Below are 23,722 nucleotides of genomic sequence, written 5' to 3'. Positions count from 1 at the left end.
TTTATAAAAATAACCTGCGCCCGTGATTCAGTTCACTACATTGAGAATGACTCGCAATTATTATAAAGGTAAGAACAAATTAAGGGGGTTGATTTTTCGATGGCATCTACAAAGGTCACTCATAAAGGTAAAAAACAAGAGCAGGAAGCACCTCTAAAAGGAACATGGATTTCTGTAACAGTGGTTGGACTCGTGATTGTTGCTACGTATATAGTTCTATACGGTCTTTATATGGCCAGAATATAAGGGGGATAGAGAGATGAAAATGCATCTTGATGAAAAAATTTGGCTTACGATAAGTTTTGGTATCATCATGGGGTTCATGTTAATCACAGGTTACCAAGCTTTTGCACTAGAAATGGGACCGCCAAGTAATATGGAAACAATCGACCCGCAAAAGGTGGATCAAACGGCACCATTTGATAATCCAGGTGTTAAAAAAATTGGTGACAATGAATATGAAGTTGTTATGACTCTACAAGCGTTTGGTTTCAATCCAAATAACATTGAAATACCAGCAGGAGCAAAAGTTACGTTTATTATGACTTCAAAGGATGTTGTCCACGGATTTGAAGTTGCTGGAACAAATATTAATGCAATGGTTATGCCAGGGCATATTCAAAAAATCACCCAAACATTTGATAAGCCAGGAAGTTATTTAGTTATCTGTAATGAATATTGTGGTGCCGGTCACCAATTAATGAGTACAACGATTACGGTTAAATAAGGGGGGATAGCAGATGAAAATGGAAGCAGATTTAATAGCCGGTTTTAAAGAGAAGACAAATAAGATGTTGGGATTCTACACAGAGGATGCAAAATTATCGAAATCATATATAGCTGTAGCATTTATCGCATTATTAGTTGGTGGATTTTTAGGATTATTACAAGGTTTAAACAGAGCAGGATTGTTAGAGCTACCAACTTGGTTTAATTATTATCAAGTATTGACTGCACATGGGTTATTGCTAATCCTCGTGTTAACAGCATTCTTTACGATTGGATACTTTTATGCAGCACTTTCTCATAATTTAGGGGGGCTTCTTCCAAAAGTAAGAAAGCTTGCCTGGATTGGTTTCTACGTTAAGCTTGTAGGATTTGTATTAGCTGTCATTCCAATCTTAATGAATGAAGCATCGGTTATGTATACCTTCTATCCTCCGATGGCTGCTCATCCTGTATTTTATATTGGTTTAGCATTAATTGTAGTTGGTGTTTGGTTGTGTTGTATTGGGGCATTTATTCAAGTAGCAAATTGGAGAAAAAATCATAAAGGACAACACGTTCCAATCCTTTCTTACTTTGCAACGGGTGTATTCGTTCTATTATTTTTCGCTCTAATGTTCGTGGCTGTAGAAGTATTATTTATGATTATCCCATGGGTATTTGGCTGGGTAGACACAATCAATGTCATGGTCGCTCGTACACTGTTTTGGGCTTTTGGACACACATTGGTTAATATCTGGTATTTAACAGCTGTATCTGCATGGTATGTAGTGGTACCAAAAATTATCGGCGGAAAGCGCTGGAGTGATTTATTAACACGTGTGGTTGTTATCGCTCTCGTTATTATGAATATTACTGGGGGATTCCATCACCAAATCATTGATCCAGGTATTAATGCAGTCGTTAAATTCATGCACGTATTTATGAGTTTGGCCATTGGTTTCCCATCACTCATGACAGCTTTTGCACTATTTGCGGTATTTGAGCGTACGGCTAGAAGAAAAGGCGGTAAAGGTTTAATTGGCTGGTGGAAGAAGATGCCTTGGGGCGATGTACGGTTCCTAGCACCATTTATTGCCATGCTTTCCTTCATTCCAGCTGGGGCTGGCGGTATTGCACAAAGCACAAATCAACTAGATCAAGTAGTTCATAACACCATGTGGATTGTTGGACATTTCCACTTAACATTAGGTATGTCAGTGGTTATGACATTCTTTGGAATCAGTTACTGGTTAGTTCCATTTATTTCAAACCGTGTATTAACGCCGCAAATCAATCGATTAGGTGTTATCCAAACATGGATTTGGACTATTGGTATGATCTGTATGTCTGGTGCTATGCACTACGTTGGTTTGCTTGGTTCACCAAGAAGAACTTCTTACACAACTTATGGCGACCATGCAACAGCTTTGGGCTGGGACCCATACTTGATGTTGTTAGCAGTTGGCGGTACGTTGTTAATTGTCGGTGTTATTCTTCAAGTGTACGCCGTTTTCAATATGATGTTCTTTGCACCAAAAGGTGAAACAGAATTCCCGATTGCTGAGGAAGAGGATAATGCAACAAAAACACCTTATTTAACAGAGCGCTGGGGAATTTGGATTGTAGTTATGCTTATCGTAGTAGCAATGGCATATGTAATACCACTTACAGAATTTATCGTTAACGCACCTCCAGGGTCACCACCGTTTAAGACTTGGTAAAACGAAAAGCGGAAGTGCCTAGGCGCTGGAGCTAGACAGCAATAAAGTTAATGAGATAGCTCTAAATTCATGGGCTATCTCTTTATTCTAATAAAACAAATTTGGAAGTGATCACTATGATCAAAAATAGGTATACGAAAATCTCATTTTTTCTTGTTCTCATTTTTGGCATTGGATTATTTTATATCGGAACTGATGGCTTCACTGCCTTTACTGCCGAGACTGCCAGAGTGCAGCAGCTAAAAGATGATAAACCTAAATTCCCTGATGTTACGCTTGAGGACAGCATGGGGCGAAAATATTCCATATCTGAATTTGAAGATAAATATGTATTTATTACATTTCTCTATACATCCTGTACCACCGTTTGCCCTGAATTAGAATACAACATGAAGCAAGTTTACGATAAACTGCCAAGCACTGTTAAAGGAGAAGAAATTGTATTTTTAAGCATAAGCTTTGATCCCGAAAGAGATACACCCGCTGTTTTAAACGAGTACAAAGATTATTTTAAAAGTGACGGTGAAACCTGGCGGATGGCAAGAATCCCGAATCAGGCTCAGTTAGATTCATTATTAAAAGCATTTGGTGTCATTGTGATTCCAGATGATAACGGAACTTTTGCCCATAATTCAGCTTTTTATTTAGTGGATAAAAAAGGAAGTTTGATGGATGTAATGGACTATAAAAAAATAGACGAAGCGGCTCAGAAGGTTAATAACATCCTAGAAAGAGGGGAAAGTAAGCTATGAATCAGTCATTTTATGGTTTGCTTTTATGGATTTTCCTAGTTGCTCCTCCTGTTGCAAATTTTATGGAATCCGTTATGGTCATTCATATGCATATGCAAATGCCGATGCTGGTCATTGCAGGAATGCTAATGGCCCGCTTTTTCCAAAAACGTTTTTCCGGATTTTTCGAGATATGGAACAGCAATGGGGTTCCAGGAATTACGTTATTTATTGTTATCATGGTATACTGGATGTTACCGCGGACAATGGATGAAGCATTAACCTCTCACCTTGTAGAAGGATTTAAATTTATCAGTTTACCATTTTTGGCGGGAATTTCTTTAAGAGACAGCTGGAAAAAGCTCAATTCTTTCGGAAAAAATTCAATCATTATTAGTTTTACAGTTTTGTTTTTAGGCTTAGGATGGTTATATATTTGGTCACCAGTGCAATTATGTAATAACTATCTGGTATTCCAGCAGGTTACGCTTGGATGGGGCTTTTTAACGACTTCAATTGGGATGGTAGTCTATTTAGGCTATAACTTTTTTATCGACCCTTCCGCATATGAATGAGAGGGTCAGGCAGGAGCAATGAATGGAAGAATTGAAATATGATGAACTTTTGAATATCGAAACGGAAGGAAATCAAAGGGGATATAACAAATCCTTCCATTATCACAGATACGAGCCAACTCCCTACCAAGCACTGGAAAAATTATTTGCAGAATATGAGTTAACTAGCAGCGATTATATCGTTGATTTTGGCTGTGGTAAAGGAAGGCTCAACTTCTTTATTCATTATCTATTTGGTGCTTCTGTTACCGGAGTTGAGATGAACGAAGAGCTATACGAAGAAGCGATTGAAAACAAAGCGAATTATCTAATAAAAGCTAAAAATCAAGGTGAGATTCAATTTCAATGCTGCCTGGCAGAAAAATATGAAATCAATCCCCTTGATACCCGTTTTTATTTTTTTAACCCATTTACGATACCGATTTTTTGGAAAATCATAAATAATATTTTGGTTTCGGTAGAAAAATACAAACGCGAAGTAGACGTGATTTTATATTATCCATCTGAAGATTATATCTACTACTTAGAAAACAATACCTTATTTGAATTAATAAAAGAAATTCAACTTCCTGGTTTATATGAGAATAACGCAAATGAGCGATTTTTAATTTACCGCTTGGCGTATTAAATGGCCCTGGCAGTCTAATGAAGACAACCGAGGGCTATTTTGTGATCGTTTGTTTTTTATATATTAATTTCGTAACTGCATTTTCAATGTTCTTATCGTTTTGTTTTCGTATCCATTTATCCGGAATACTCTTATAGCGGCAATGGCTGCTTTTTAAATAGTTATAAATAATTTGAGCTTCATCGATCTCATCTCTCTTTATATGGCTGCCAGCAGGTAAAGCAGTAACGTTAAAGGTTTTGGTGATGAGGCTGCTAAGTTGATTAACCTCCAAACTATCAAAAGTAACTATTTTACTGAAAAGTATCTCGTTGCGTTTAATAAGAAAAAGTTTGAAGGTGTCCTCGCTTAAATTTTCTAGGACCACAATATTTTTATTTTCCTCGGTAAACTGTATGACCTTTTCCTTTCGAAGTAAGAACTGAATGGCATCAATCCTATCTCTATACCTAGCAGCTGTCTCAAAATCAAAATCGACCGCAGCCTCGGTCATTTTCAGCTTCATATCATCAAGGACCTTCTTATTCGCACCATCAAGTAAAGCAATGATATCTTCAATAATGTCATGGTATTCCTGTAAAGCTGGTCCACCGCCGCACATCCCGATGCACAACCCAATAGAATGATTCAAGCACAGCGAATTCTGCCGCTTAGGGTTACTGCAAAGAATTTTATAAGCTTCCTTGATGCCTATTATCGCAGTTTCGACTCTAGCTTTGCTGGGAAAGGGTCCAAAATAAAGTCTGCCGTCCTGTTCAACTCGATGGTTTGTGACTTCGATATCGGGGTATTTACTATTTATATTAATCACAATATAAGTGTAGGAATGGGGACTTTTCATCATTTTATTAAATAGCGGTTTTATCTCTCGAATTAATTTACATTCCAGCATGAACGCTTCAAATTCGGTATCGGTTAACAATATATCAAAATCTCGAATATTGCTGACAAGCTTAATAATTTTTTGCGAATGTGCTTTTGATTGCTGGAAATAGGATTGAACACGTCTTTTAAGATTTTTTGCTTTGCCAATATAAATAATAGAGCCGTGGGAATCCTTCATTAAATAGACCCCAGGGGTCGAGGGAAGGTTTTTTACCTTTTCTTTTATAAAAATAGTAATCTCCCCTTTCCCCATTTTCCTTCATTTTATCATAAAAAAATATCCAGACTGAGAAAAACTATCTGGTAAAAAGCGCTATGGACAACCATGAATGAAATAGTGAAATTTATTAAAATTTAGGGTTAATAATCCTCTTGAAGGCAAAAAATAAAATTGCCCAGAAGGGGAGGAGAGGCTCAGGAGTTGAGCTTCTCCTCTCTTGCGTAATAGGGGAAATATGACATTTATCATGTTTGGTACATGACAGCTATATCTACAAAATGGTGTTTTACTGGAGCTATAATTTTGATAACAAATGAAAGAAGGGAATATAAGTTATGATCGAACAAAAACAAAAGAATTTACGAAAGCAAGTTGCACCTTATGAAAAATCAAATCTACGTGCAAGCATATGGCAGATAATCAATACCCTGGTACCTTTCTTATTATTGTGGATTCTGGCCTATCAAAGTCTAAATATATCGTACATACTAACATTGGGGATTTCTGTACTAGCAGCGGGATTTTTGGTGAGAACTTTCATTATCTTTCATGATTGCTGTCATCACTCCTTTTTTAAAAATCGGAAGGCAAACATGGTCCTTGGAACGGTTACCGGAATATTGACCGTTTTTCCCTATCATCAATGGCAGCACGATCATTCTGTTCACCATGCTACGAGCAGCAACTTGGATAAGCGGGGAACGGGAGATATCTGGGTGCTGACAGTGGATGAATACTTAGCAGCATCAAACTGGGAAAGATTAAAATACCGGTTATATCGGAATCCATTTGTAATGTTTGGATTAGGTCCAATTTATGTATTTCTGCTTAAAAATCGCTTTAATCGAAAAGGCGCTCGCTTCAATGAACGTATGAATACCTATATAACCAATGCAGGGATTGCTGCTTTGATAACGTTACTTTGCTTAACAATTGGATGGGAGCCATTTCTTTTAGTCCAAGCTCCAATCTTCCTAATATCAGGTTCGTTGGGAATATGGCTCTTTTATGTGCAGCATACTTTTGAGGATTCCTATTTTGAGGAAGACCAGCATTGGGAATATGTAAAAGCGGCGGTTGAAGGCAGTTCCTTTTATAAGCTTCCAAAGATTTTACAATGGCTGACGGGGAATATTGGTTACCACCATGTTCACCATTTAAGCCCGAGAGTTCCTAATTATAAGCTGGAAGAGGCACATAATAACACATTACCACTGCAAACTGTTCCAACCATCACATTAGCAACCAGCTTAAGTTCCCTCAAATTTCGACTATGGGATGAGCAGGGGAAAAAGTTTGTCGGCTTTAAAGAGGTTAAAGTCCTATTAAAAAAACAGAAAGAGTTTCTTCGACCGGAGAAAGCTTAATTTCGGCAAGCCCAAATAGGGGCTTGTCTTTTTTAATGTTCTAAATGGAGGTAATGGCCGAATAAATAGTAGTAAATGAAGATAGAGGGGAATTGTGGTAATATTAAGGTAATTACTATTAAAAGCAGAAAATGAGGTTCCTTCATGTTAAAAAGGTATATGACATTCCAGAAAAATAGCGGTATTTCACCTTATATATGGACAATTCTTTGTATATTGCCATTTTATTTTATTTTTCAAACAGCCTCACCTATTAAAATAATTGTTGGGATTATCCTTACCATTCTGTTTTTCGTTTTCTACCGGATTGCATTCATTTCGAAAGGATGGCCGGTTTATCTCTGGACCTTCATCCTAATTGGTATTTCGATTACATCCACGAGCCTTTTCAGCTATGTGTATTTTGCTTTTTTTCTCTCCTATTTTATCGGTAATATTAAAGAACGTGTTACGTTTCTAACCTTATATTTTATTCATTTGATTAGTACATCCGTTTCTATTAACTTCAGTATTGTACAGATGGATGAACTTTTTCTTAAGCAATTGCCTTTTGTTATCATCATTTGGGTAAGTGTCATTCTGCTTCCATTTAATATTCATAACAAAAAAGAAATGGGGCAGCTTGAAGAAAAATTGGAGGATGCTAATAAGCGGATTTCAGAGCTTGTTAAGCTCGAGGAGCGTCAGAGGATTGCCCGTGACCTTCATGATACTTTAGGCCAAAAGCTTTCACTCATTGGTTTGAAAAGTGATTTAGCAAGGAGATTAATTACAAAAGATCCGGACCAGGCCAGGAATGAGTTAAAGGACGTGCAGCAAACCGCAAGAACAGCGTTAAGTGAAGTTAGAAAAATGGTATCTTCGATGCGGGGAATCCGATTAAAGGACGAGATTGTCCGGGTGAAACAAATCCTGAAGGCCGCCGAAATAAATTTCGAGGGAAACCAGGATATTTCTATAAAAAATGTTCCTTTATTGACCGAAAACATACTTAGCATGTGCTTGAAAGAGGCAGTAAACAATGTAGTCAAACATAGTGGTGCCACCTCATGCTCCATTTCCATAGAACAATCATGGAAAGAATTGGTGATGACTATCCATGATAATGGAGTGTTTAAAGTTGAGGAAGATAAAGACATAAGGGGAAGCGGTCTTTTAGGAATGAAAGAACGCCTTGAATTTATTAATGGCAGCTTAGAGCTTCAAACAAAAGAAGGCACAACCTTAGTAATCAGAGTGCCTAATGACGTAAAGCCGTCACTTAAGGAGGAGGCGTAAAAATGATTAGAATCGTATTAGCAGAAGACCAGCAAATGCTGTTGGGCGCCTTCGGATCCCTTTTAAATTTGGAAGAGGACATGGAAGTGGTTGGCAAGGCTTCTAATGGGGAAGAAGCCGTTGCCTTGGTACGAAAACATCAGCCTGATGTATGTATTATGGATATTGAAATGCCAGGGAAAACAGGACTTGAAGCGGCAGAAGAGATAAAAGGGTTAAATTGCAAAGTGATTATCTTAACAACCTTTGCGCGAACTGGTTATTTTCAACGTGCTTTAAAAGCGGGAGTTCGAGGATATTTATTGAAGGATAGTCCAAGTGAAGAACTGGCCAGCTCCATTCGGCGTGTCATGGAGGGGAAACGCATATACGCCCCTGAACTAATGGATGATGTATACTCCGAAGAAAATCCGCTAACAGATCGTGAAAAAGAAGTATTAGAGCTCGTCGCAGATGGCAAAAACACACAAGAAATCGCAGAACAACTGAGCATCAAAACAGGAACCGTCCGCAACTACATCTCAACCATCCTAGACAAACTAGACGTCAAAAACAGAATCGAAGCCATCAAACAATCCAAAGAAAAAGGCTGGTTCAAATAATAAATGGGTAATAAATAAAAAGGTGCCTGTCACCACTCGTGGACACTTTCCACCCCATATGGACAGTTTGGAAAATAATTGAAACAGGATGGCGATCCTGTTTCTTTTTATTGTGACGGTCATGTTATAATTAGACTGAAAATTATGATTATTATAAAGGGGTGGGCTTAGGATGAGTTTAACTTCGCATGATACGGAAACGAGGGGTAAGAATACCTATAATTTTGATGAATTTGTTTCAAGACGTGAGAGTTTAGATTGGTATTCTGATGAACCATTTTTGCAGAAAGCCGTGAAGAAATATACTGGCGCTCAGTTTGATCAGATTCATGAGAAAATCCTTGCTTTTTCGCCGAGGGTGTCTCTGAAATGGAACCAATTGGCAGAACGAAATGCGAGACCAGAGGTTCGGCCTTACATGCTTCATTATGATGCTTTTAATCATCGCATTGACCGTATTGTCCGACCCTTAGAAGTCCATCAGTTAGAGAACGAAGTATTTGGCGAAGGGTTATTTTCGAGTAAAATGCCGCCGTGGGAAAGCTTTGTGAAAAGAATGCTGACACACCAAATTGGTGAAGGCGGCGTGACATGCCCACTAACTTGTACACATGGATTAATTGCACTTCTAGAGCAATTTCCCAATCATGAAATAGCAGAACTCCAAGAAATTTTACTACATACCAAAGAAGGCCTAAATGGCGAATTTGCAATTGGGGCGCAGTTTATGACGGAAATTCAAGGCGGCTCTGATTTGCCTGCAAATGTTCTTGAAGCTGTACCTGATGGTAAAAACTATCGGCTATATGGAAATAAGTTTTTCTGTTCTGCAGCTCATGCTGATTATTCAGTTGTTACCGCAAAAATATCAGGTTCAAATAAGGTATCAACGTTTATTGTTCCGGCATGGCTGCCCGGCGATAAGGAGAAGGAAAAACGAAATGGATATCAAATCAATCGGATAAAATGGAAACTTGGCACGGCTGAATTGCCAACAGCTGAAATTGAATATAACGGAGCACTTGCTTATCCGATTGGTCCTAAGGATAAAGGTATTGCCGTAGCAGTGGGAATTGTTCTTACCTTATCGAGGCTGGAGATTGGGATGGCATGTGCAGGTTTTATGCTAAGGGCTTCAAGGGAGGCGAATCTTTATGGTGACTTCCGTACAGTCTTTGGAAAAAAGGTTAAAGATTATCCATTAGCTGCTAGCAAACTGCAAAAAATAGAAAACGCTGCTAAACGAACAACTGCAGGGGCTTTTAAAATTTATGATCTTTTCTTACGCTTGGAGAAACCTTTAAATCCAGGGATTCATTACGACCAACCTATAGAAGTACGAAAACAGCTATTTAACTTACGAGAACTCGTATTACTCCAAAAAATATGTACGACTAATGAGGGAGCGGAAGTGCTTCGGGAAGCCATTTCAGTATTTGCTGGTCACGGAGTAATGGAGGAATTCTCCGCGCTTCCAAGAATTTTCCGTGATGTTGTCGTTAATGAACAATGGGAAGGCCCGCGTAATCTGCTTCTCACCCAAATTTATCGCGATCTTCAGAGAGTTGCAGACTGGTATTCTCCATCTGATTTTGTTCGTAATGTATTAGCTGGGGCGCCACATGAAACGATCGAGCAATTTTCTGATCAGCTGGGGGATTTACTCCAAAGACCGGTTCTAGGAGAAGTAAGTGAGGCTTCAATGAAAGCCGCTGAGGAATGGGATACTTTTTGTGATTCCTTCTTTAAAGCCTATCAGAAGGCTGCATTAGCGGAAATCGAATAAAATATTCAGGCCAGCCATTGTCTTCTGCACAAATGGCTGGCTTTAGTTTTTGGCTGTGTTAAAACTGAATGTTGATTTTTCTGTGTTTGAATAATAAGCGGAGAATTTCCGTTTAAATTGGGAAATACCCATATTTCCTTAAAAATAAGCGGAGTTTTTCCGCTTATTGTATCCAAATCCTTGGATTTTGTCTTATATAAAGCAGTTAACCGGAATATCTCCGCTTATACCTGCTTCTTAAACTTCCTCTATATACAATAGCCGGAAATTCTCCGCCTATGAATTCTTAACCTTACATGAAAATCAACAATGAACAATAACAAAGCTCTTTTTCTTAAAAAAATAGGCAAACTAATGTATTGACCTTGACGTTGCGTAAAGGTGTATTGTTATTTATGAGGAGATGATCACATGGAATATACAATACAAAAACTAGCTAGTCTCGCAGGTGTCAGCACTCGAACACTCAGGTATTATGATGAAATTGGAATTCTTAAGCCGGCAAGAATCAATTCATCAGGGTATCGCATCTATGGACAGGAGGAAGTAAATCGCCTTCAGCAAATCCTGTTCTATAGAGAGCTTGGTGTCGGTTTAGACAGCATAAAGGAGATTGTAACAGCGCCGACCTTTGACGGTGCTAGAGCACTGCGAGAACATCGTGAAAAACTCCTCGAAAAAAGAGAACAACTAGATTTATTAATCACCAATGTCGATAAAACAATAGCACTTACCGAGGGGAGAATAACCATGTCAAATAAAGAAAAATTTGAAGGCTTTAAGAAAAAGATGGTTGAAGATAACGAGAAAAAGTATGGCAAGGAAATCCGTGATAAATATGGCAAGGAAAGCGTTGAGGCTTCAAATGCCAAAGTAATGAACATGACCGAGGAGCAATATCAAGAGGTAACAGCATTAGCTGAACAAATCCACACTACATTAGCTGAAGCATTTAAAAAAGGTGACCCTGCAGGTGAATTAGCACAAAAGGCAGCCGATCTCCACAAGCAATGGTTAACCTACTATTGGAAAGATTACAGCAAGGAAGCCCATGCAGGTCTAGCACAAATGTATGTGGATGACGAAAGGTTTACGGCTTATTATGACAAAGAGCAGCCGGGTACAGCAGTGTTTCTAAGAGATTCAATTCATATCTACACAGGACAAAAAAACTAATAGTAAAGCTCACCCAATAATAGTTCGGGGTGAGCTTTTTATATTTTCACAGTAAAGGGTGTAGAATAGAGTAAAGATTATATTAGAATTTCCATGGAAAGGAGAAAATTATGGTTGAAAAATACAGTTTAGAGATTTTGAATAGACCGGATTTATTTTATCAACTGATTAATAACATGACTGATTTAGTCTTTTTAACAAAAGTACATCGTGATAAATCATTAAGCTATGTTATTTTAAATAAACCAGCCAAAGACCTTTACGGATTAACAAATGAATCCTTTGGCAAGCCGATACAAGAGGTTCTCTCTTCAAATGCTTACCGAATTGTCAAGAGCAAATACGAAGAAGCAATGGAGAAAAAAAAGCCGATTAAATACGAAGATATGGTTACTATTTCACACCTTCCTCCAAACAGTAATAAAGAAGTAATTTATTGGGAATCGACGATAACTCCTGTATTTAATCAAGACGGTGAATGTACCCATTTGCTAGCGATTGTTCGTAATCTAACAGAACAAAGAGAGAAAGAAAATGAAATAAAAAGAATAAAAGACGGCTTTGAGCTCGTTTGGAATAGCGTGGCAGATGCGATGTTTACATTTGATAAAGATCAAAATATTGTATCAGTAAATAAAGCATTTGAAAAAATATTAGGCTGGACAGCAGAAGAGTTTGCGAAGGATAAGTCCATTAGATTTATCCCTGAAGAGGAAAAAGAAAACCTAAGTAAAATCATTGAACGAGTAAAAAATGGCGAGACAGTGAAAACTCATGAAGTAAAACGAATAACAAAAAATGGTGAAATCATTTATTTTCTTGGATCGTTTTCTCCTCTTTATGATCAAAATGGTGATTGGGATGGCGGTGTCGTTACATATAAAGATATCACGGAAAGAAAGAAATATGAAGATATGTTAAAAGAGTTAGCTCTTCATGACCCACTAACCGGTCTTCCTAATAGAACGTACTTTTCACAATGTCTAAAAATAGAGATGGAAAAAGCAAAACAATCGAAACTGTTGCTTTCTGTATTTGTTCTTGATATCGATCACTTTAAAGAAATTAATGATACTTATGGACACGACATTGGCGATGAGGTATTAAAGGAATTTGCCAAGCGTGTTAAAAAAGCGATTAGAAAAAATGATTTTCTTGCTGGAATTGGAGGAGATGAATTCGTCATACTAATACCCGAGTTGACAGAAAAAGCAAATGTGATAGAAATAGCTGAAAGAATCCAACAATATCTCCATGATGATTGGATTATAGCCAATGAAAAAATAAATATTACTTCAAGTATCGGAATTTCATTTTATAACCAATTCGAATTAGATGAAAAAACCTTATTTAAAAACGCTGACCTTGCTTTATATGAAGCAAAGGAAATAGGTAGAAATAATTATCAATTCTATAATGACCAAGAAACCGGCTAATAATAAATTGGCCGGTTTCTATTTTTTAAAGGTAGTAACTAGATAATATTTGGTTATTGCTAGATACTCCCTTGCGTATGATTTTGGAATGGCTACGGTCGGAGTTTCTGCAGGAATTCCTTTTAAACTCAGACCTTGATCCCTGGCAATAGACTTGGCCCTATAAAGATGAAAATCGTTTGTTACGATCAATCCCTTTTCTAGATGATTCGGAATGAGCTCTTTTGAAAAACGGATATTTTCGACAGTGTCCGTTGATCTATCTTCTAGTAAAATTCTATTACTAGGAATTCCAAGTGCAACTAATCCTCTTTTAATGGCTTCCGCTTCAGTAATATCTTCACCTGGACCTTGTCCCCCAGACGCAATTGCAATTGTTTCTTTATTTTTTTTCATATAATCGGCAGCAGCATCAATACGATATTGAAGAGCCAGAGAAGGTATTTCACCTTTAACTCGTGCCCCAAGAATAATGATATAGTCCACATGTTTAGGTACTTCTGTATTTGCATGGTCCCGAATCTTAGCATGTAACGAAGCAAAGTATAGTAACAGAATGAGTGTAAAGACTCCTATACTGATATAAATGGGTTTCCGTTGTTTCATACCTTCAAATCAATCCCTCAACGCATAATTTTATTTCATTATTTTATCATAATCGTGTTTATCCTTACCTATTTCTGCTAATTTACTGGGAATTTTTTTTACAGTCCCTTTGGATACTAAACGAGACAAAGCGTAAAGGAGTTTAGCATAAGAACAAAAATCATCATTTTGAAGGAGGTTGTGGTATGCATAAAACTTGCATGATATCAGTATATTCATACACTTAATATTGAAAGCGTTTCCAAAAATAACAGCAAAAAAATTCGCTAAAAACTGAAAATTGGGCAATTTATTGGTTGAATAATTATTACTAAGTATGTATAATGATTCATTATGTAGGAGACTTAGGAGTTGGAAAAAATGAGAACTGCGATAATTGGTGGAACAGGATATGGAGCTATAGAGCTAATAAGGCTTATAAACAATCACCCATATTTAGAGGTTGGTTCGGTTGTTTCCAACTCTCAAGCGGGTAACAACTTTAGCGAATCCTATCCGCACCTAACTGATATTATTAATCAACCACTTGAAAGCTTTGATGTAAATAGATTATCAGAACAAAATGAACTCGTGTTTCTTGCCACTCCATCAGGCGTCAGTAGTAAACTGGTTCCACAATTGATGGATAAAGGAATAAAAGTGATCGACCTTTCAGGAGATTTCCGGCTCAGGTCGCAAAATGAATATGAAACATGGTATAAGCATTCAGCTCCTGAGGAGAAATACTTGAGCCAAGCAGTTTATGGATTAAGTGAGATTTATGCAGAAGAAATTAAAGGTGCAGAACTAATTGCTAATCCGGGCTGCTACCCAACTGCAACCAGCCTTGGTTTGCTTCCAATCTTAAAAGCAAATCTAGCTGACTCAAAATCTATTATTATTGACGCCAAATCAGGAGTTTCCGGTGCAGGCAGGGGTCTTTCTTTAACCTCACATTATGCAGAAATAAATGAAAATGTAAGAGCATATAAGCTTGGAGCTCATCAACATATACCTGAAATTGAACAAGTACTTAAAGATGAAACAGGCAGGATGGTCACCATTTCGTTTACAACACATTTGGTTCCGATGACAAGAGGAATCATGATAACGGCGTATGCTAACTTATTAGGGAAAATCTCAACGAGTGAAGTGAATGATTTATATAAACAGTTTTACGAAAGTCATCCATTTGTCAGGATCAGACCAGATGGGATCTATCCGTCAACCAAAGAAGTTAGTGGCAGTAACTACTGCGATATTGGATTGCATGTTGACCCACGAACCAATCGGCTTACGATCGTTTCTGTAATCGACAATCTGGTTAAAGGTGCTGCAGGGCAAGCCATACAAAATGCAAACCTAATGAATGATTGGGATGTCAGGACGGGACTTACTAGCATACCAATGTATCCATAATGATAATTTACGAGTTACCTAGAATAAAGGGGGAATTAAATTGTTGCCAGCAGTTTCAAATAAAGAAATCGTTGTATTAGAAGAAGAAAGTGTTACCTTGCCAAAGGGCTTTAAAGCAGGTGGCATGCATTGTGGGATTAAAAGAAAACGTCTTGATCTTGGTTATATTGTGTCGGAAGTTCCAGCAACGGTAGCTGGTGTGTATACAACGAACATTTTTCAAGCGGCTCCCCTTTTAGTTACTCAAGAGAGTATTGCAAAGGAAAATAAAATTCAGGCTATCATCGTCAATTCCGGTAATGCCAACGCTTGTACCGGGGAACAGGGATTGTTAGACGCTTTTGAAATGCAAAAAGGATTTGCCAACGAGCTAGGCATCGAGGAGCACCTTGTTGCAGTTACTTCTACAGGAGTTATTGGTGAACTTTTACCGATGGATAAGGTGAAAACAGGTATTAATCAAATTCTTCAAACCAAATATGCAACAGAAGAAAATTTTAAGAATGCAATCTTAACCACGGACACTTGTATCAAGCAGGTTGCCGTTCAAGTGAAAATAGATGGTAAGACAGTCAGCATCGGCGGTGCAGCTAAAGGATCTGGGATGATTCACCCGAATATGGCGACCATGCTTGGTTTTGTCACAACAGATGCCAATATTGCCCATGAGGATTTACATGCAGCATTAAAAGATATAACAAATCAAACCTTCAATATGATCACAGTTGATGGAGATACAAGTACGAATGATATGGTTTTGGTTTTGGCAAACGGGCTAGCTGGTAACGAACAGCTAACAAAAGACCATCCAGATTGGGAGCTTTTCAAATCAGGCCTAAAGCTGGTAAGTGAAGAGCTTGCAAAGAAAATTGCCAGAGATGGTGAAGGGGCAACGAAGCTCGTTGAAGTTCAAGTAAACGGGGCTTATAATCATGAAGCTGCAAGAGCAGTAGGAAAATCGATTATTTCTTCTAATCTTGTAAAAACCGCTATCTACGGAACTGATCCGAACTGGGGAAGAATTGTAACAGCCATCGGATACTCAGGAATACCTGTTGAGCCTAATGCATTGAAAGTGGCAATCGGTCCTTACAAGGTATTTGAAAATGGCTTGCCATGTCTATTCGTAGAAGAAGAGGTAAAAGAGTACTTAGAGCTGGAGACAGTTAAAATCTTTGTTGAACTAAATCAAGGTGATGAAAGTGCAACGGCTTGGGGCTGCGATTTAACTTATGATTATGTAAAAATCAACGCATCCTACCGCACGTAAGTGGAGGGACAAAGATGAATTATATAGTCATTAAGTGTGGCGGAAGTGTGTTAGAAAATCTGCCAAAGTCATTCTATGAAGATGTGATATCCCTCCATCAAAAAGGAGAATGGACACCGATTATTGTCCATGGCGGCGGACCGCTTATCAATAAATTGTTAAAAAACTTACATGTAGAAACGACCTTTGTAAATGGATTACGAGTAACCGATCACGAGGTATTAGATATTGTAGAAATGGTGTTAAGTGGAACAGTAAATAAACAAGTAGTGCGGAACATCATTGAAGCCGGCGGCAGTTCATTTGGTGTTAGTGGAGTAGATGGCAGCTTGTTAAAAGCTGTTCCCAATTCAGATGAGAGTTTAGGTTTTGTAGGCGAAGTGGTTGAAGTGAATACCTCAGTCATCGAAAGTATTGTATCGCAAGGACATATACCTGTCGTTTCACCAATCGGTATTGGTGCAGATGGGCAGCGATACAATATTAACGGTGATGTTGCAGCTAGTGCGGTTGCCAAGGCACTAGGAGCAAACCTTTGCTTTATCAGTGATATACCTGGAATCTTAGTTGAAAATAATGGTGAAAAAGCAAAATTAGATAAGGTTACCAAAGCTGAAGTAGAAGAACTGATTGAGAATAAAACCATCTACGGCGGGATGATTCCAAAGGTCAAAGCAGCCATTGATGGATTAGTTCATAAAATACCAATGGTTGGTATTATTGATGGATTTGAAAAAAGCAGCTTAGTAGAATACGTGAACGGCAAAAATATTGGAACAAAAATTGTTTTAGACGAGGAGATTGCCTAATGACCATTAATACTTCTGTTTCCCAAATTTCGCCGGTAATGGCAACCTATAGCCGCTTTCCCATTACGTTGGTAAAGGGGAAAGGAAGCTATGTATGGGATGATCAAGGGAAAAAATATTTAGATTTCACTTCAGGCATTGCCACTTGTAATTTAGGGCATGTACCCGACGTGGTAAAAGCAAAACTTGAAGAGCAGCTTCAAAATCTTTGGCACTGTTCGAACCTTTATCACATTCCAAACCAGCAGGAACTGGCTGCACTTCTTACAGCGAATAGCTGTTGCGACCAGGTTTTCTTTTGTAACAGTGGTGCGGAAGCAAATGAAGCGGCGATTAAACTGGCAAGAAGATACGCACAGAAAGTTAAAGGAACAGATTCATTCGAAGTGATTACCTTTCAGCAATCCTTTCATGGCAGAACATTGGCAACATTATCGGCCACAGGTCAGGAAAAAATCCAACAGGGATTTGCTCCTTTAGTGAAAGGCTTTAGTTATCTTCCATTTAATGATATAGAAGCACTTGAACAAATAAAAACGCTCGAGCCTGCAGCCATCTTATTGGAACTCGTGCAGGGTGAAGGTGGAGTTATTCCAGCTAAGCAAGAATGGGTAAAGAAAATCGCAGAAATTTGCGCGGAGAATGACATCCTTTTAATGGTTGATGAAATTCAAACAGGAATCGGCAGGACCGGCACACTGTTTGCATATCAACAATACGGTATAGAACCGGATGTTATCAGTGTAGCAAAAGGTCTTGGATCAGGTTTTCCGATTGGTGCGATTATTGCCAAAGAAAAGGCAGCAAAAGCATTCGAGCCTGGTACACATGGAAGTACCTTTGGCGGCAATCCGCTGGCAACTGCAGCAGGGGTAGCAACGATATCCCATATTATTGATAGTAATCTATTGAAGCATGTTAATGAAATCTCAGTGTACTTTGATGAACAGTTAACTAAATTTAAAGAAAAGTACACTTTTATAGAAGATATTAGAGGAAAAGGTCTCTTAAAAGGGATGGTTGTCGGAAATAAGGCTCCTCAAATCGTTCAAAAAGCAATTGAAAATGAACTGTTGATCTTAACAGCGGGGCCAAGTGTTGTTAGATTGCTGCCGCCATTAACGGTAACAAAAGAAGAAATCAACGAATTCATCCAAGCATTGGAAAAAACTTTCCAAAGTATAGAGAAAGGCGAGTGAGTGTTTTGGAACTAGGATATCTTACTTTGGAAACTGGAGAAGTTTTTGAAGGAGTACTAATAGGCGCTAATAAGGATTCAATTGGAGAAGTTGTATTTAATACAAGTATGACTGGCTATCAGGAGATCATTACAGATCCTTCTTATGCAGGGCAGCTCATTACGTTTTGCTATCCGATTATCGGGAGCTATGGAATCAATGCAATGGACGATGAATGTATTTCGCCTTCCTTAGCTGGGGTAGTGATTGGTGATTTATGTGAAACACCAAGTCATTACCAATCAATTAATAAATTCTCTGAAAAATTAATGCAGGCAGGTGTTCCTGGTATCGCAGGCGTTGACACAAGATTACTTGTCAAAACGATTCGAAGCCGCGGGACAGTAAAAGGATATTTAAGTAAGACTAAACAACAAACCTTCGCTGAAGACAAAACGATACCATTTTGGGTGGATAAAGTTTCAACGAAAAATATGCAATATTTCAATAATGAAGGACCTCACGTTGTCCTGATTGATTTTGGATATAAAAAATCAATACTAAATGCACTGCTTGATGAAAACTGTTCTGTTACGATTGTCCCTTATAATACGTCATTTGAAAAAATCAAAGCCTTAAAGCCAGACGGAGTGTTATTAAGCAACGGACCTGGGGATCCGATGGCGTTAAAACAATGGTTCCCAGAAATCAAAAAGATTACACAGCACTATCCAACACTAGGTATCTGCTTAGGCCATCAATTAATTGCCCTTGCATATGGAGCGAAAACGGAAAAACTTGCCTACGGACACCGTGGCGGCAATCACCCTGTTAAAGAATTAGCAACGGGTAAAGTGAAAATAACTGCTCAGAACCATGGATATGTTGTGGTCGATGAAAGTATTGATACCCAGGTATTCCAGATCACATACCGAAATGTTAATGATAAATCCATTGAAGGGTTAAAGCATCGCCGTTTTCCGATACAAACCGTGCAATTTCACCCGGAAGCACATCCAGGACCAAGTGACACCGAATACATCCTTGAAAATTTTGTATATCAGATAAATTCCGTGGGAGATAAACGTTATGCCATTAAATAAAAAACTAAAAAAAGTATTAGTAATTGGATCAGGGCCTATTGTAATCGGGCAAGCAGCTGAATTTGATTATGCAGGAACACAAGCCTGTATCGCCCTTAAAGAAGAGGGAATACAGGTGGTATTAATCAATAGTAACCCAGCAACGATTATGACGGACGAAACTGTTGCCGATAAAGTATATATCGAACCTTTAAACGTTGAAACCATTGAAAAAATTATTCAAAAAGAAAAGCCTGATGGAATTATTGGCACTTTAGGTGGTCAAACTGGTTTAAATCTAACGGTAGAACTCTATGAAAAAGGTATTCTTCAAAAATACAATGTAGAGTTGTTAGGAACCTCTGTAGAATCGATAAAAAATGGCGAGGACCGTGATCGGTTCCGCAGTTTAATGATAAAGATTGAAGAACCAATCCCAGAATCTGCGATTATTCATACGTACGAAGAAGGTGTAACGTTCGTTAACGAGATAGGTTTCCCTGTTATTATCCGACCGGCTTATACACTAGGCGGACACGGCGGCGGCTTTGCCCATAATGCGGAAGAGCTTGAAAATGTTTTAAAGAAGGGGTTAGCAGCAAGCCCGATTCATCAGGTCCTAGTCGAAAGAAGTATTAAAGGCTGGAAGGAAATTGAATATGAAGTGATAAGGGACGCCAATGATACATGTATCATTGTTTGCAATATGGAAAATATGGACCCTGTTGGCGTTCATACAGGTGATTCAATTGTTGTTGCTCCTTCGCAAACCTTGACAGATGTTCAATACCAAATGCTGCGAAATTCTTCTTTAAAAGTCATAAGAGAATTAGAGATTATTGGCGGCTGTAACATCCAGTTTGCTCTTAATCCAGAATCCAACCAATATTGCATTATTGAAGTAAATCCAAGGGTAAGTCGTTCATCCGCATTAGCGTCAAAGGCTACTGGGTATCCGATTGCAAGAACGGCAGCTAAATGTGCGGTTGGTTATCATTTAGATGAGATTGTGAACCCGATAACAGGTAACACCTTTGCATCCTTTGAACCAGCGATTGATTATATTGTTGTTAAGCTTCCACGCTTTCCATTTGACAAATTTCCTGAGGCAGACCGTACATTAGGAACACAAATGAAAGCAACCGGGGAAGTAATGGCGATTGACCGGACCTTTGAAGGAGCACTAAATAAAGCAATTCGTTCGATGGAATTAAATATATTTGGACTTTGCCAGGAATCAAACAAAAGCATAGAAACTGAAGTCTTAATAGAAAAACTTGAAAGACCAAATGACCAAAGATTATTTATGATAGCAGAGGCATTCAGAAGAGGTATTTCCCTAGAAGAAATTAAGCAGTTAACGGAGATAGATTTATGGTTTTTAAACAAAATCAACGCGATCGTTGACTTAGAAGTGGAATTAGCTTCATATGAATGGAAGGATGTACCACTTTCATTGTTAAAAACAGCGAAGCGTCATAATATTTCCGATAAGCTGCTTTCACAAATATACAGCATAGAGGAAAAGCAAATAAGAAGTAAGTGGAAAGAACTTAACTGGAAGCCTGGCTACAAGATGGTTGATACGTGTTCTGCAGAATTTGATGCCGTTACCCCTTATTACTATTCAACATGGCTTGGAGCGGATGAGGTAGAGGAAACGAACAGCAAGAAAATTCTTGTTCTTGGTTCAGGACCAATCAGAATTGGGCAAGGAATTGAATTTGATTACTGCTCTGTCCATGCAGCCAAAGCGATAAAAAAGATGGGCTATGAGGCAGTCGTAATCAACAATAATCCTGAGACAGTTAGTACAGATTACTCTGTAGCAGACCGCCTTTACTTTGAACCATTAACAGCTGAAGATGTCCTAACCGTTATTGAAAAAGAGAAAGTGGAAGGTGTGTTAATTCAGTTCGGAGGGCAAACTGCGATAAATTTAGCTCATGACCTCGAAGAAGAAGGAGTAAAAATCTTAGGCACAAGTGTTAAAAGTGTCGATGCCTTCGAAGATCGTAAAGAATTTTATCAGTTACTTGAGAATTTAAATATTCCACATATTGTTGGTGAGACCGTTACACATAAAGATGAATTGCTGGCAGCTGCAGAAAGACTTGGTTATCCAGTATTGGTACGTCCATCCTATGTCATTGGCGGGCAGTCGATGTTTACTATTTTTACAGATGAAGAATTAAACTATTATATCCAGCAGCTTGAGGAAAACTCCTCACAGGAAAAAATGTGGCCGTTATTAGTAGACCGATATATTCCTGGATTAGAATGTGAAGTGGATGTCATTAGTGATGGACAGAATGTCATTGTTCCAGGAATCTTTGAACATATCGAAAGAGCGGGCGTACATTCTGGGGATAGTATTAGTGTTTTCCCACCAATCTCATTAGTGGAAGGGATTAAAGAAACATTAATTGATTATGCTGAAAAAATTGCTAAATCGGCTCCAATCGTCGGCATCATGAATATCCAATTTGTTATTTATCAAGACCAAGTCCTTGTTTTAGAAGTAAATCCACGTTCTTCACGTACGGTTCCAATTATGAGCAAGGTTACAGGCGTTCCAATGATTGAGTGGGCGGTAATGGTTCAATTAGGAGTATCTTTGAGTTCTCTATCGAGTGAAACTGGTTTATTAGCAGAACCAAATTATTATTCGGTAAAGGCACCTGTATTTTCTAGAAGCAAATTAAAGGGAGTCGACCACGTTTTAGGACCGGAAATGAAATCAACAGGTGAAGTGTTAGGTTTAGGAGCAACCTTCCATGAAGCGCTCGAAAAAGCTTTCCCATTATCAAGTGATGAAACAGAGAAATATCTATTCTGTTCAATATCCGATCGGGAAAAACAAGCCAGCCTTCCAATTCTACAGCAATTTGTCAATGAAAATTACAAGTTAACTGCAACCGAAGGGACTGCAAGATTCCTTCAAGAAACGGGCTTTAAAATTGAAAAGGTTATTAAAGATAACGAAGATGTAAATGAACTTTTCAAAAACAATACCATTCAAGCAGTCATTAATATACCAAACCAAGGAAGAAATAAAATTAAATTTGGTTTTTACATTCGTGAACAAGCGACCCGCTACAATGTACCGGTATTCACTCATTTAGATACAGTGGAAGCAATGGTCAGCCTTCAAGCTCAAGCTATTACCCAATCAGAGGTACGTACAGTAACGGAATATTACAATATTAAAGAGAGCGGTGTGGAGCATGTCAAATGTGATTAAATGGAACACAAAGGGTGTGTCAAAGCAGCCACAATTAAAAGGCAAGGATTTCTTATCCTTGTCCGATTTTCATACTGATGAGATTCTTTACCTTTTAGAGGAAGCAAAGGAACTGAAAAGCCTTCAAAAACAGGGGAAACCACATCCTTATTTGAGCGGAAAGGTTCTAGGGATGATATTTGAGAAATCTTCAACTCGTACTAGGGTTTCCTTTGAGGTAGGGATGCTCCAATTAGGAGGGCATGCCATTTTCTTAAGTTCAAGGGATATTCAGTTAGGAAGAGGAGAAAGTATTTCAGATACAGCAAAAGTCTTATCACGTTATATCGACTGTATGATGATTAGGACGTTTTCACACGACTCGGTTAAAGAATTGGCAGAGCATGCGACCGTTCCGGTAATCAACGGTCTAACTGATTTGCATCATCCGACTCAGGTAATGGCCGATTTATTAACGATTCAAGAACACAAAGGTAAATTAGCTGGATTAAAGATGTGCTACTTAGGAGACGGAAACAATAATATGGCTCATTCGTTAATGGAAGGAGCTGCAAAGGTTGGTATGCATATCAGCATTGCGAGCCCTCCAGGATATTTACCTGATGGAAAGATTACACAGAAGGCGATTGAAACTGGTAATGTAACGGGAAGTAAAATTACGATTACTCATAATCCAGTAGAAGCAATTAAGGATGCCGATATTGTTATTACAGATGTTTGGACCAGTATGGGGCAGGAAGCAGAAACGGAAAAAAGATTAAAAGATCTTGGAGCATATCAAGTAAATGCGCAAATTTGTCAGCACGCTAAAAAAGATTATATCTTTTTACATTGCTTACCAGCGCACCGTGGGGAAGAAGTAACCGCTGAAATTATTGATGGACCACATTCAGTTGTATTTGATGAAGCAGAGAATCGACTCCATGCTCAAAAAGCAATTTTAAAACTTTTACTAGAATAGTAGATTTTATTTTGAATGTAATGTATAATAATTCTATCGAATGAATATAAATTCAAATAGT

Annotated in this window: 21 protein-coding genes; 19 read left to right on the top strand and 2 right to left on the bottom strand. The window is 38.2% G+C overall.

What is annotated here, in order from left to right; all coding sequences use genetic code 11:
* The first annotated feature begins 99 nt into the window (after positions 1-99).
* The 6 genes from F4694_RS24865 to F4694_RS24840 all read left to right on the top strand — a co-directional run bounded on the left by F4694_RS24865 (position 100) and on the right by F4694_RS24840 (position 4,363).
* The gene (locus F4694_RS24865; RefSeq protein ID WP_179602606.1) at positions 100-246 is read left to right on the top strand and encodes a cytochrome C oxidase subunit II; all 147 of its coding nucleotides are present in this window, start codon (positions 100-102) and stop codon (positions 244-246) included.
* Between the two features lie 13 nt (positions 247-259).
* Positions 260-727, top strand: a complete 468-nt coding sequence (locus F4694_RS24860) for a cytochrome c oxidase subunit II (protein WP_179602605.1) — start codon at positions 260-262, stop codon at positions 725-727.
* A gap of 19 nt (positions 728-746) precedes the next feature.
* On the top strand, positions 747-2,429 hold the full coding sequence (locus tag F4694_RS24855; protein ID WP_179602686.1) for a cbb3-type cytochrome c oxidase subunit I: 1,683 nt from the start codon (positions 747-749) through the stop codon (positions 2,427-2,429).
* 116 nt (positions 2,430-2,545) lie between these two features.
* Entirely contained in the window at positions 2,546-3,181 is a 636-nt protein-coding gene (locus F4694_RS24850) for an SCO family protein (protein WP_179602604.1), read from the top strand.
* Complete coding sequence (locus tag F4694_RS24845; protein ID WP_179602603.1) at positions 3,178-3,735, top strand: hypothetical protein; 558 nt, start codon at positions 3,178-3,180, stop codon at positions 3,733-3,735. The genes F4694_RS24850 and F4694_RS24845 overlap by 4 nt, the downstream gene beginning before the upstream one ends.
* Positions 3,736-3,757: 22 nt before the next feature.
* Positions 3,758-4,363 (top strand): methyltransferase, encoded by a 606-nt coding sequence (locus F4694_RS24840; protein ID WP_179602602.1) that lies wholly within the window; start codon positions 3,758-3,760, stop codon positions 4,361-4,363.
* Between the two features lie 34 nt (positions 4,364-4,397).
* On the opposite strand, the gene F4694_RS24835 is transcribed toward F4694_RS24840, so the two are convergent.
* A complete protein-coding gene (locus F4694_RS24835; RefSeq protein WP_257029382.1) occupies positions 4,398-5,426 on the bottom strand; it encodes a UvrB/UvrC motif-containing protein in 1,029 nt (342 codons plus the stop codon).
* Positions 5,427-5,803: 377 nt separating this feature from the next.
* On the opposite strand from F4694_RS24835, the gene desA reads away from it, so the two are divergent.
* The 6 genes from desA to F4694_RS24805 all read left to right on the top strand — a co-directional run bounded on the left by desA (position 5,804) and on the right by F4694_RS24805 (position 13,113).
* A complete protein-coding gene (desA, locus tag F4694_RS24830) occupies positions 5,804-6,835 on the top strand; it encodes a Delta(5) desaturase DesA (protein WP_179602601.1) in 1,032 nt (343 codons plus the stop codon).
* Between the two features lie 144 nt (positions 6,836-6,979).
* Complete coding sequence (locus F4694_RS24825; RefSeq protein WP_179602600.1) at positions 6,980-8,113, top strand: sensor histidine kinase; 1,134 nt, start codon at positions 6,980-6,982, stop codon at positions 8,111-8,113.
* 2 nt (positions 8,114-8,115) lie between these two features.
* On the top strand, positions 8,116-8,715 hold the full coding sequence (locus F4694_RS24820) for a response regulator transcription factor (RefSeq protein ID WP_179602599.1): 600 nt from the start codon (positions 8,116-8,118) through the stop codon (positions 8,713-8,715).
* 172 nt (positions 8,716-8,887) lie between these two features.
* Complete coding sequence (locus tag F4694_RS24815; protein WP_179602598.1) at positions 8,888-10,501, top strand: acyl-CoA dehydrogenase family protein; 1,614 nt, start codon at positions 8,888-8,890, stop codon at positions 10,499-10,501.
* A 411-nt stretch (positions 10,502-10,912) separates the two neighbouring features.
* Positions 10,913-11,677: a MerR family transcriptional regulator gene (locus F4694_RS24810; protein WP_179602597.1), complete on the top strand. Its 765-nt coding sequence runs from the start codon at positions 10,913-10,915 to the stop codon at positions 11,675-11,677.
* Positions 11,678-11,787: 110 nt separating this feature from the next.
* Positions 11,788-13,113, top strand: coding sequence for a sensor domain-containing diguanylate cyclase (locus F4694_RS24805; protein ID WP_179602596.1), 1,326 nt, complete (start codon positions 11,788-11,790; stop codon positions 13,111-13,113).
* An 18-nt stretch (positions 13,114-13,131) separates the two neighbouring features.
* Here the strand turns inward: F4694_RS24805 and F4694_RS24800 are convergent, their stop codons facing one another.
* The gene (locus F4694_RS24800; RefSeq protein WP_179602595.1) at positions 13,132-13,719 is read right to left on the bottom strand and encodes a YdcF family protein; all 588 of its coding nucleotides are present in this window, start codon (positions 13,717-13,719) and stop codon (positions 13,132-13,134) included.
* Between the two features lie 360 nt (positions 13,720-14,079).
* Between F4694_RS24800 and argC the strand changes: the two genes are divergently transcribed.
* Genes argC through argF form a run of 7 tightly spaced genes read left to right on the top strand, consistent with a single transcriptional unit; the run spans position 14,080 to position 23,661 of the window.
* Positions 14,080-15,117: an N-acetyl-gamma-glutamyl-phosphate reductase gene (gene argC, locus F4694_RS24795; protein WP_179602594.1), complete on the top strand. Its 1,038-nt coding sequence runs from the start codon at positions 14,080-14,082 to the stop codon at positions 15,115-15,117.
* 43 nt (positions 15,118-15,160) lie between these two features.
* Positions 15,161-16,387 (top strand): bifunctional ornithine acetyltransferase/N-acetylglutamate synthase, encoded by a 1,227-nt coding sequence (argJ, locus tag F4694_RS24790; protein ID WP_179602684.1) that lies wholly within the window; start codon positions 15,161-15,163, stop codon positions 16,385-16,387.
* A gap of 14 nt (positions 16,388-16,401) precedes the next feature.
* Positions 16,402-17,196, top strand: coding sequence for an acetylglutamate kinase (gene argB, locus F4694_RS24785; protein ID WP_179602593.1), 795 nt, complete (start codon positions 16,402-16,404; stop codon positions 17,194-17,196).
* Positions 17,196-18,395 (top strand): acetylornithine transaminase, encoded by a 1,200-nt coding sequence (locus F4694_RS24780; protein WP_179602592.1) that lies wholly within the window; start codon positions 17,196-17,198, stop codon positions 18,393-18,395. Before argB ends, F4694_RS24780 begins: the two co-directional genes overlap by 1 nt.
* 5 nt (positions 18,396-18,400) lie before the next feature.
* The gene (locus F4694_RS24775; protein ID WP_179602591.1) at positions 18,401-19,477 is read left to right on the top strand and encodes a carbamoyl phosphate synthase small subunit; all 1,077 of its coding nucleotides are present in this window, start codon (positions 18,401-18,403) and stop codon (positions 19,475-19,477) included.
* A complete protein-coding gene (gene carB, locus F4694_RS24770) occupies positions 19,464-22,700 on the top strand; it encodes a carbamoyl-phosphate synthase (glutamine-hydrolyzing) large subunit (RefSeq protein WP_179602590.1) in 3,237 nt (1,078 codons plus the stop codon). The genes F4694_RS24775 and carB overlap by 14 nt, the downstream gene beginning before the upstream one ends.
* A complete protein-coding gene (gene argF, locus F4694_RS24765) occupies positions 22,684-23,661 on the top strand; it encodes an ornithine carbamoyltransferase (protein ID WP_179602589.1) in 978 nt (325 codons plus the stop codon). Before carB ends, argF begins: the two co-directional genes overlap by 17 nt.
* Positions 23,662-23,722 lie beyond the last annotated feature (61 nt).

This window comes from Neobacillus driksii (genome assembly GCF_013409995.1).
Lineage (GTDB): Bacteria > Bacillota > Bacilli > Bacillales > Cytobacillaceae > Neobacillus > Neobacillus driksii.
The sequence above is the reverse complement of the archived record's forward strand: the minus strand, read 5'-3'. Positions and strand labels throughout refer to the sequence as shown.

What these genes read in the sequence shown, in the direction of transcription:
- F4694_RS24865 (WP_179602606.1), top strand. Translation starts at nt 100, where the DNA reads ATGGCATCTACAAAGGTCACTCATAAAGGTAAAAAACAAGAGCAGGAA.
- F4694_RS24860 (WP_179602605.1), top strand. Translation starts at nt 260, where the DNA reads ATGAAAATGCATCTTGATGAAAAAATTTGGCTTACGATAAGTTTTGGT.
- F4694_RS24855 (WP_179602686.1), top strand. Translation starts at nt 747, where the DNA reads ATGGAAGCAGATTTAATAGCCGGTTTTAAAGAGAAGACAAATAAGATG.
- F4694_RS24850 (WP_179602604.1), top strand. Translation starts at nt 2,546, where the DNA reads ATGATCAAAAATAGGTATACGAAAATCTCATTTTTTCTTGTTCTCATT.
- F4694_RS24845 (WP_179602603.1), top strand. Translation starts at nt 3,178, where the DNA reads ATGAATCAGTCATTTTATGGTTTGCTTTTATGGATTTTCCTAGTTGCT.
- F4694_RS24840 (WP_179602602.1), top strand. Translation starts at nt 3,758, where the DNA reads ATGGAAGAATTGAAATATGATGAACTTTTGAATATCGAAACGGAAGGA.
- F4694_RS24835 (WP_257029382.1), bottom strand. Translation starts at nt 5,426, where the DNA reads ATGAAGGATTCCCACGGCTCTATTATTTATATTGGCAAAGCAAAAAAT.
- desA (WP_179602601.1), top strand. Translation starts at nt 5,804, where the DNA reads ATGATCGAACAAAAACAAAAGAATTTACGAAAGCAAGTTGCACCTTAT.
- F4694_RS24825 (WP_179602600.1), top strand. Translation starts at nt 6,980, where the DNA reads ATGTTAAAAAGGTATATGACATTCCAGAAAAATAGCGGTATTTCACCT.
- F4694_RS24820 (WP_179602599.1), top strand. Translation starts at nt 8,116, where the DNA reads ATGATTAGAATCGTATTAGCAGAAGACCAGCAAATGCTGTTGGGCGCC.
- F4694_RS24815 (WP_179602598.1), top strand. Translation starts at nt 8,888, where the DNA reads ATGAGTTTAACTTCGCATGATACGGAAACGAGGGGTAAGAATACCTAT.
- F4694_RS24810 (WP_179602597.1), top strand. Translation starts at nt 10,913, where the DNA reads ATGGAATATACAATACAAAAACTAGCTAGTCTCGCAGGTGTCAGCACT.
- F4694_RS24805 (WP_179602596.1), top strand. Translation starts at nt 11,788, where the DNA reads ATGGTTGAAAAATACAGTTTAGAGATTTTGAATAGACCGGATTTATTT.
- F4694_RS24800 (WP_179602595.1), bottom strand. Translation starts at nt 13,719, where the DNA reads ATGAAACAACGGAAACCCATTTATATCAGTATAGGAGTCTTTACACTC.
- argC (WP_179602594.1), top strand. Translation starts at nt 14,080, where the DNA reads ATGAGAACTGCGATAATTGGTGGAACAGGATATGGAGCTATAGAGCTA.
- argB (WP_179602593.1), top strand. Translation starts at nt 16,402, where the DNA reads ATGAATTATATAGTCATTAAGTGTGGCGGAAGTGTGTTAGAAAATCTG.
- F4694_RS24780 (WP_179602592.1), top strand. Translation starts at nt 17,196, where the DNA reads ATGACCATTAATACTTCTGTTTCCCAAATTTCGCCGGTAATGGCAACC.
- carB (WP_179602590.1), top strand. Translation starts at nt 19,464, where the DNA reads ATGCCATTAAATAAAAAACTAAAAAAAGTATTAGTAATTGGATCAGGG.
- argF (WP_179602589.1), top strand. Translation starts at nt 22,684, where the DNA reads ATGTCAAATGTGATTAAATGGAACACAAAGGGTGTGTCAAAGCAGCCA.